The following is an 8,414-nucleotide window of genomic DNA, read 5'->3' on the forward strand; positions in this document are numbered from 1 at the left end:
CCAGCACCGCGCCGATCGGGAAGCCGCCGCCGAGCGCCTTCGCCAGCGACATCACGTCAGGTGTGACGCCGGTGCGCCTGTAAGCGAAGAGATCGCCGCTGCGGCCCATGCCGGTCTGCACCTCGTCGAATGCGAGCAGCAGGCCCTTGTCGTCGCAAAGCTGGCGCAACGCCTTGAGGAAAGAAGGCGTCGCCGAGCGCACGCCGCCCTCGCCCTGGATCGGCTCGATCAGGATGCCGGCGGTGTCGGGGCCGATCGCCTTCTTCACGGCTTCGAGGTCGCCATGCGGGACCTGGTCGAAACCGTCCATCGGCGGGCCGAAACCTTCGAGATATTTTGCAGAGCCGGTCGCGGCGAGCGTTGCCAGGGTGCGGCCATGGAAGGCGCCTTCGAAGGTGATGATGCGGTAGCGCTCGGGATGCCCCTTGGAGAAGTGATGATGGCGGACCAGCTTGATCACACCCTCCAGCGCTTCAGCGCCGGAATTGCAGAAGAACACGAAGTCCGCGAAGCTCTCATTGCACAGGCGCACGGCGAGCTTCTCGCCGTCCGGGCTCTGAAACAGGTTCGACATGTGCCAGAGCCTGGTCGCCTGCTCCTGCAGCGCCTTGATCAGATGCGGGTGGCAATGGCCGAGCGCATTCACAGCGACGCCCGAGGTGAAATCGAGATAGCGATCGCCATTGGTCGCGATCAGCCAGCAGCCTTCGCCGCGTTCGAAACCGAGGTCGGCCCTGGCGAAAACGGGGAGCAAATGCGGCGCTGCGCTGTTAGTCATGACGATCACTTGAATGTTGCGGACGGTGTGACGCGTGCATTGCGCAACGCACCATTGACCGGCCCGGAAAACGAAACGTGCCGCCTTTTAAGGGCGGCACGCAGGACTATCTTATGCTTGGCAAGACGGGTGTCAATGCCGCCCGGAAAGCCTCGGGAAACGCTGAATCCGTAGTCTTGCGGTGCCGATTTTGCGGGTTTTCACCACGGAACATGTGGAAGCGAGTCGGCGGACTCTTGCGCGGGAGTCACGCCATATTGTAGCGTTTGGATTGTCAGATACGACATCTCGTGCAGCGGTTCTGATCCCAAGAGTCCTCTTGTACCGGCGTAAACGTTCGGGCGTCAGTCACGCGCCCGGCGAGCCTTAAGGGATTCTGACGGCACGGGTTTTTGAAGGCTTAGGCATTCGCTGCAAGGCCCCAGGATGGCTGGCCGGCAGCGAGGGAAAGGGTGCAATGACGGTTTTGACCTGGTCCGATGATCGCGTCGAGCAGCTGAAAAAGCTCTGGGAGGCCGGACTTTCGGCCAGCCAGATCGCAGCAGAGCTCGGCAATGTGACCCGCAATGCCGTGATCGGCAAAGTGCACAGGCTCGGTCTGTCCGGCCGCGCCAAGAGCCCTTCATCGGCAGCGCCCCGGCCGCGCAAGGCGCGTCCCGCGCAGCACATGATGCGGGTGACCCGCCCCATTGCGCGCGGCAACACCGCGCTGGCGCAGGCCTTCGAGGTCGAGGTGGAGGCAGAACCGGTCACCTACGACAACGTGGTGCCGATGAGCCAGAGGTTGTCGCTGCTGGAGCTGAACGAGGCGACCTGCCACTGGCCGGTCGGCGATCCCTCGAGCCCGGATTTCTTCTTCTGCGGCGGCAAGGCGCTCTCCGGCCTGCCCTATTGCGCCCAGCACTCGCGCGTGGCGTATCAGCCCGCAGCGGACCGTCGTCGTGCACCGGCCAAGCCGGGCCCGCGGTGAGTTAGCGAATTAGTTGACTAAGGACGGCGCTGTCACGTGATGACGGCTCCAATTACTCGATGTCATCCCCGCCTAGTGCGCAATTTCGCACGGGGCGCGGGGATCCATAACCACAGGGCGCAATTGTTGCGCGAGATGGTCACTCCGAGTCTTCGCCAAACCACGTCCTGTGGTTATCGCGACGAGCGCAAGCGCTTGCGCGGAGGTCCCGGGCTCGCGCTGCGCGCGCCCCGGGAAGACACTGAGTGTGTCGCCGCAGCTCGCCAAACACCAGCCCGCAAACCTTACGTCTGCTCAGCCTTCGCGAAGCGATCGTCCAGCGCATAACCCGCGCCGCGGACGGTGCGGATCGGGTCCTGCTCGCGGCCGAGATTGAGCAGCTTGCGCAGGCGGCCGATATGGACGTCGACGGTGCGCTCGTCGATGTAGATGTCGCGGCCCCAGACGCTGTCGAGCAGCTGCTCGCGCGAGAACACGCGGCCGGGATGCTCCAGGAAGAACTCCAGCAGCCGATATTCGGTGGGGCCGAGATCGATCGGCCGGCCCGAGCGCGCGACGCGACGCTTGTCGCGATCGAGCTCGATGTCGCCATAGGCGAGCACGGTGGCGAGCCGCTCGGGGCTGGCGCGCCTGAGCAGCCCCTTCACGCGCGCCAAGAGCTCCGGCACCGAGAACGGCTTGACGATGTAGTCGTCGGCGCCGGTCGCAAGACCACGTACACGCTCGCTCTCCTCGCCGCGCGCGGTGAGCATGATGATCGGCAGCTGCTTGGTCTCGGGACGGGTGCGCAGGCGGCGGCACAGCTCGATGCCTGACAGGCCGGGCAGCATCCAGTCGAGCACGATCAGGTCGGGAATGTGCTCCTTGAGGCGGGTGTCGGCGTCGTCGCCGCGCATGACCGTCTCGACGTCATAGCCGTCGCCTTCGAGGTTGTAGCGAAGAAGCTCGGTGAGAGCTTCCTCGTCCTCAACCACCATAATGCGTGCGCCCATGGTGTCGTCGCTCCTTGAGGTCTTCAGCTATTCGGGATCGTCGTGGCGAAGGTGGTCATGTCGCCCTTCGGCCGCTTGTCGGTGATCGCCTGGCCCTCGATCATGTAGAACACGGTCTCGGCGATGTTGGTGGCGTGGTCGCCGATCCGCTCGATGTTCTTGGCGCAGAACATCAGATGGATGCAGAACGAGATGTTGCGCGGATCCTCCATCATGTAGGTGAGGAGCTCGCGGAACAGCGAGGTGCAGATCGCGTCGACTTCCTCGTCGCCCTTCCACACCGCCATCGCCGCCGGCAGATCGTGCGCGGCATAGGCGTCCAGCACCGACTTGACCTGCTGCTGCACGAGGTCGGTCATGTGCTCCAGGCCGCGGAACAGCTTCAGCGGATGGAAGTCGGTCTCCAGCGCGGCGACCCGCTTGCCCATGTTCTTGGCGAGGTCGCCGATCCGCTCGAGGTCGGTCGCAACGCGCATGGCGCCGACGATCTCGCGCAGATCGACCGCCATCGGCTGGCGGCGGGCGATGGTGAGCACGGCGCGTTCCTCGATGCGTTTCTGCAGCGCGTCGAGCTCGGCGTCGATGGTGACGACGCGCTGGCCGAGCGCGACGTCGCGGCGGATCAGCGCGTCGACGGATTCGACGATCATGCGCTCGGCGATGCCGCCCATCTCGGCGACCAGGCGGGTGAGCTCCTGGAGGTCGGTGTCGAAAGCCTTGGCGGTATGTTCAGTACCCATGTTCCGTCTCCTCAGCCGAACCGGCCGGTGATGTAATCCTGCGTGCGCCGGTCGGTCGGCGACGTGAAGATCTTGCTGGTGTCGTCGAACTCGATCAGCTCGCCGAGATACATGAAGGCGGTCTTGTCGGAGACGCGCGCCGCCTGCTGCATGTTGTGGGTGACGATCGCGATCGTGTAGTTCTCGGACAGTTCCTGGATCAGCTCCTCGACCTTGGCGGTCGAGATCGGATCGAGTGCCGAGCAGGGCTCGTCGAACAGGATCACCTCGGGCCGCACCGCGACGGTGCGCGCGATGCAGAGGCGCTGCTGCTGACCGCCGGAGAGCGACAGGCCGGAGGCGTTGAGCTTGTCCTTGACCTCGTTCCAGAGCGCGCCGCCGCGCAGCGCCTTCTCGACGCGGTCATCCATCTCGGACCTCGAGATCTTCTCGTAGAGGCGGATGCCGAACGCGATGTTCTCGTAGATCGTCATCGGGAACGGCGTCGGCTTCTGGAACACCATGCCGACCCGGGCGCGCAGCAGATTGAGGTCGAGCCTGGGGTCGAGGATGTTGGTCTGGTCGAGCATCAGCTGGCCGGTGGCGCGCTGGCCCGGATAAAGATCATACATCCGGTTGAAGATGCGCAGCAGGGTCGACTTGCCGCAACCGGACGGGCCGATGAAGGCCGTGACGCGGTTGGCGCCGAGCGTCAGGTTGATGTTCTTCAGCGCGTGGTGCTCGCCGTAATAGAAGTTGAGGTTGCGCGCGGTGACCTTGGCCGGTGCCTCGGGCAGCGGCTGCGAGCCGGGATGAACGGTCGGCGCGCTCACGGAAACAGACATTTCGCTCATTTTGCAGTCCTCTCGGCGCCGATGATGCGCGCGCCAATGTTCAGGGCAAGCACGGTCAGGGTGATCAGCAGCGCGCCGCTCCAGGCGAGCTGCTTCCAATAGGCGTAGGGGCTCTGGACGAAATTGTTGATGGTGACCGGCAGGTTGGCCATCGTCTTGTCCAGGCCGAGGCTGAAGAACTGGTTCGACAGCGCTGTGAACAGCAGCGGCGCGGTTTCGCCGGCGACGCGGGCGGTGGCGAGCAGCACGCCGGTGATGAGGCCCGAGCGCGCCGCGCGATAGGCGATGCGCTTGATCACCAGCGAACGCGGAAGGCCCAATGCGCTGGCGGCTTCCCGCAGCGGATTCGGCACCAGCAGCAGCATGTCCTCCGTGGTGCGCACCACCACCGGGATGACGATGACCGCGAGAGCCAGCGCGCCTGCGATCGCCGAGAAGCCGCGCATCGGTACCACCACCGCGCCATAGATGAACAGGCCGATGATGATCGAGGGCGCCGAGAGCAGGATGTCGTTGATGAAGCGGATCACCGAGGTCAGCTTGTCGTTGCGGCCGTACTCGGCGAGATAGGTGCCGGCGAACAGGCCGAGCGGCGCGCCGATGCCGACGCCGAGGACGGTCATGATGATCGAGCCGACGATGGCGTTGCGCAGGCCGCCCTCGGTCGAGCCGGGCGGCGGCGTGTCGGCGGTGAAGACCTGGAGATTCAGACCAGCGAGGCCGTTGTAGAGCAGCGTGGCCAGGATCAGCGCGAGCCAGGTGACGCCGAAGGCGGCCGCGGCGATGCAGAGCCCACGGATGACGAAGTCCTTGCGGCGGCGGCGCGAATAGATCGGATTGAGAGCCATGACGTTAGTTCCCCGCCTTCTTGTCCAACCGCATCAGCATCAGCCGCGCGGCGGCCAGCACGAAGAACGTCAGCACGAACAGCAACAGGCCGAGCAGGATCAGGCCGGACTGGTGCAGGCCGTCGCTCTCGGCGAACTCGGAGGCGATCGCCGCCGAGATCGTCGTCCCTGGCGCGAAGATCGAGGAGGAGATGCGGAACGAATTGCCGATGATGAAGGTCACCGCCATGGTCTCGCCGAGCGCGCGGCCCAGCGCCAGCATGACGCCGCCGATGATGCCGACCCGGGTGTAGGGGATCACCACGCTGCGCACGACTTCCCAGGTGGTGCAGCCGACGCCGTAGGCGGCCTCCTTCAGCACCGGCGGCACCGTCTTGAACACGTCGACCGAGATTGAGGTGATGAAGGGCAGCACCATGATGGCAAGGATCAGCGCGGCATTGAACGTGCTGAGATAGGACGGGGGACCTGCGAAGATCGCGCCCAGCACGGGGACGCCGTCGAAAATCCTGATCATGAAGGGCTGGAAGGTGTTGGCCAGGAACGGGCCCAGCACGAAGAAGCCCCACATGCCGTAGATGATCGAGGGAATGCCGGCGAGCAGCTCGATCGCCATGCCGATCGGGCGGCGCAGCCATTGCGGGCAGAGCTCGGTGAGGAAGATCGCAATGCCGAGACCGACGGGAATGGCGATCAGCATCGCGATGAAGGAGGTGACGAGCGTGCCGTACATCGGCCCGAGCGCGCCGAGCACGGGCGGATCGGCCGACGGCGCCCAGCGCTGCGTCCACAGGAAGGAAAGGCCGTATTCCCTGATCGCCGGGAACGCACCGACGATCAGCGAGATGATGATGCCGCCGAGGATCAACAGCACCGAGATCGCGGACAGCCGCGTGATCCAGTAGAAGGTGACGTCGCCGAGCTTGAACGCGCTCAAGGCCTTGGCGCGGTCATACGGTCCGGCGTCGTCGATGATATCGCTCTGAACGGCCATTTCTGCCACGCCGATCCCCTGTGCCCATTTTTATATACGCTTGTTCTTGGTCGCGTGCCCCGGATGCGACGCTGCGCCGATCCGGGGCCTGGTTCTTGGCGGGCCCGGCTCAGCGGGCAGCGTTTCACGCTGCCGCGTCCGGGACACGAGAGCCGTTTCTTAGCTCTTGATCTCGGCAGCCCAGGTCTTCTCGATCAGCTGGACGACGCTGTCCGGCATCGGGATGTAGTCGAGCTCCTCGGCCGCCTTGCCGCCGCTCTTGAAGGCCCAGCGGAAGAACTTGATGGCTTCCTGCGAGGCCGCCTTGTCGGTGGCGGACTTGTGCATCAGGATGAAGGTCGCCGCGGTGATCGGCCAGGACTTCTCGCCGGGCTGGTCGGTCAGGATGACGTAGTAGCCGGGCGCCTTGGCCCAGTCGGCGTTGGAGGCGGCCGCCTGGAACGCTTCGACGGTCGGCTGCACCGGCTTGCCGGCCTTGTTGACGAGACCGGTGTAGGTCAGCTTGTTCTGCTTGGCATAGGCGTACTCGACGTAGCCGATCGAGTTCTTGGTCTGGCTGATGTTGCCCGACACGCCTTCGTTGCCCTTGGCGCCGACGCCGACCGGCCACTCGACCGCAGTGCCCTCACCGACCTTGCTCTTCCAGTCCGCGCTGGCCTTGGAGAGGTAGTTGGTGAAGTTGAAGGTGGTGCCCGAACCGTCCGAGCGGCGGACCACGGTGATCGCCTCCGAGGGCAGCTTCGCGTTCGGATTGAGCTTCTTGATCGCGGCGTCGTCCCACTTGGTGATCTTGCCGAGATAGATGCTGGCCAGGGTCTCGCCGTCGAACACCAGTTCGCCGGGCTTCACGCCCTCGAGGTTGACGACGGGAACGATGGCGCCCATCACCATCGGCCACTGGACGAGGCCGTCCTTCTCGAGCTGCTCGGCCTTGAGCGGCGCATCGCTGGCGCCGAAGGTCACGGTCTTGGCCTGGATCTGCTTGATGCCGCCGCCGGAGCCGATCGACTGGTAGTTCAGACCGTTGCCGGTCTCCTTCTTGTAGGCGTCAGCCCACTTCGAATAGATCGGGAACGGGAACGTCGCGCCTGCACCGGTGATGTCGGCAGCAAAGGCCGCCGTCGCCGACGCGGCGACCACGCCGGCAGCGACGATCGTTTTGAGGAAATTCATGCTGGTCTCCATACAGGGGAGCGAAGCGCCATCAGCGCCCGATCGCGCTCCCCACGCCGCCCGTTTAGGAGCGGTCGGCTGTGCTTTTACGAAGGTTTCGTGACAGCCGGATGACACCATCAAGCGATTGAAATCGCTTGATTATTAGATCTGAGCCGGGGCCTTCGCCTGGGGAAAACAAGCGCTGAAAGTGGCGCCCTGTCTTGGCACGCTTTCGATCAAAAGCCGGCCGCGATGGCGATTAAGAATATGTTTCACCAACGATAATCCGAGCCCGGTCCCGCCTTGCGAGCGGCTGTCGCCGACGTCCACCCGGTAGAACCGCTCGGTCAGTCGTGGCAGGTGCTCGGGAGCGATTCCGGGGCCGAAATCGCGAACCATGATCCGGATTTCCTGAGTTCCATCAGTGGCCGCGCCCGAGGTTAGCGACACGATGACGCGTCCGCCGGAGGCGCCGTATTTGAGCGCGTTCTCGATCAAATTCTCGAACAGGCGGAGCAGCTCCTCGCGGTCGCCCGCGATCATCACCGGGCTATCAGGCAAATGGATCTCGACCTCGACCTGGCGCTCGCGCGCCAGCGGCTCGAGCCCGTCGGCGACCTGGCGGATGATCGGCAGCAGGTCGACCAGGGTGTCGGGCCGGACATGGGCCGACAGCTCGACCCGCGACAGCGACAGCAGATCGTCGATCAGGCGCGCCATGCGGGTGGCCTGGTTGTGCATGATGCCGAGGAAGCGCTCGCGCGCCTTGGGATCGTCCTTGGCCTGGCCCTGGAGCGTGTCGATGAAGCCCGACAGCGCGGCGAGCGGCGTGCGCAGCTCGTGGCTGGCATTGGCGACGAAGTCGGCGCGCATCTCCTCGACCCGCCGCAGCGGCGTCTGGTCGTGAAAGGTCATCAGCATGCATTTGTCGGCGCCGCCGAAGCTGGTCGGCACCGGCACCGGCGTGATCATGAGCTCCATCCAGCGATCGACCGGAACATGATCGAGATAGGTCGCGCGCCGCGGCTCGGTGGTCGCGATCGCTTCGCGCAACGCCGTGATGATCTCCGGCGAGCGCAGCGCGAACTGAGCGAGCTCGTTCCG

Annotated in this window: 9 protein-coding genes; 1 reads left to right on the top strand and 8 read right to left on the bottom strand. The window is 64.9% G+C overall.

Translation table 11 applies throughout. The annotated features are described in order from the left end of the window. Positions 1-778 (bottom strand): aspartate aminotransferase family protein (locus MOV75_RS18920; protein WP_247006376.1); only part of this gene is annotated, 778 nt, incomplete at its 3' end. A gap of 457 nt (positions 779-1,235) precedes the next feature. On the opposite strand from MOV75_RS18920, the gene MOV75_RS18925 reads away from it, so the two are divergent. Further along, positions 1,236-1,748: a GcrA family cell cycle regulator gene (locus MOV75_RS18925; RefSeq protein ID WP_014491301.1), complete on the top strand. Its 513-nt coding sequence runs from the start codon at positions 1,236-1,238 to the stop codon at positions 1,746-1,748. Positions 1,749-2,032: 284 nt separating this feature from the next. On the opposite strand, the gene phoB is transcribed toward MOV75_RS18925, so the two are convergent. The 7 genes from phoB to MOV75_RS18960 form a co-directional block, all read right to left on the bottom strand. After that, on the bottom strand, positions 2,033-2,740 hold the full coding sequence (phoB, locus tag MOV75_RS18930; RefSeq protein WP_008143479.1) for a phosphate regulon transcriptional regulator PhoB: 708 nt from the start codon (positions 2,738-2,740) through the stop codon (positions 2,033-2,035). Between the two features lie 23 nt (positions 2,741-2,763). Continuing rightward, on the bottom strand, positions 2,764-3,480 hold the full coding sequence (gene phoU, locus MOV75_RS18935) for a phosphate signaling complex protein PhoU (RefSeq protein WP_246928241.1): 717 nt from the start codon (positions 3,478-3,480) through the stop codon (positions 2,764-2,766). An 11-nt stretch (positions 3,481-3,491) separates the two neighbouring features. Beyond that, a complete protein-coding gene (gene pstB / locus MOV75_RS18940) occupies positions 3,492-4,313 on the bottom strand; it encodes a phosphate ABC transporter ATP-binding protein PstB (RefSeq protein ID WP_246928239.1) in 822 nt (273 codons plus the stop codon). After that, entirely contained in the window at positions 4,310-5,161 is an 852-nt protein-coding gene (gene pstA / locus MOV75_RS18945; protein WP_246928222.1) for a phosphate ABC transporter permease PstA, read from the bottom strand. Before pstA ends, pstB begins: the two co-directional genes overlap by 4 nt. Positions 5,162-5,165: 4 nt before the next feature. Continuing rightward, the gene (pstC, locus tag MOV75_RS18950; protein ID WP_246928244.1) at positions 5,166-6,155 is read right to left on the bottom strand and encodes a phosphate ABC transporter permease subunit PstC; all 990 of its coding nucleotides are present in this window, start codon (positions 6,153-6,155) and stop codon (positions 5,166-5,168) included. A gap of 159 nt (positions 6,156-6,314) precedes the next feature. Continuing rightward, on the bottom strand, positions 6,315-7,328 hold the full coding sequence (gene pstS / locus MOV75_RS18955; RefSeq protein WP_246928219.1) for a phosphate ABC transporter substrate-binding protein PstS: 1,014 nt from the start codon (positions 7,326-7,328) through the stop codon (positions 6,315-6,317). Positions 7,329-7,472: 144 nt separating this feature from the next. After that, positions 7,473-8,414: ATP-binding protein (locus MOV75_RS18960; RefSeq protein WP_247006378.1), on the bottom strand; the 942-nt coding region annotated here is incomplete at its 5' end.

Origin of the sequence: Bradyrhizobium sp. PRIMUS42, assembly GCF_023006515.1 — a bacterium.
GTDB lineage: Bacteria > Pseudomonadota > Alphaproteobacteria > Rhizobiales > Xanthobacteraceae > Bradyrhizobium.

What these genes read in the sequence shown, in the direction of transcription:
- MOV75_RS18925 (WP_014491301.1), top strand. Translation starts at nt 1,236, where the DNA reads ATGACGGTTTTGACCTGGTCCGATGATCGCGTCGAGCAGCTGAAAAAG.
- phoB (WP_008143479.1), bottom strand. Translation starts at nt 2,740, where the DNA reads ATGGGCGCACGCATTATGGTGGTTGAGGACGAGGAAGCTCTCACCGAG.
- phoU (WP_246928241.1), bottom strand. Translation starts at nt 3,480, where the DNA reads ATGGGTACTGAACATACCGCCAAGGCTTTCGACACCGACCTCCAGGAG.
- pstB (WP_246928239.1), bottom strand. Translation starts at nt 4,313, where the DNA reads ATGAGCGAAATGTCTGTTTCCGTGAGCGCGCCGACCGTTCATCCCGGC.
- pstA (WP_246928222.1), bottom strand. Translation starts at nt 5,161, where the DNA reads ATGGCTCTCAATCCGATCTATTCGCGCCGCCGCCGCAAGGACTTCGTC.
- pstC (WP_246928244.1), bottom strand. Translation starts at nt 6,155, where the DNA reads ATGGCCGTTCAGAGCGATATCATCGACGACGCCGGACCGTATGACCGC.
- pstS (WP_246928219.1), bottom strand. Translation starts at nt 7,328, where the DNA reads ATGAATTTCCTCAAAACGATCGTCGCTGCCGGCGTGGTCGCCGCGTCG.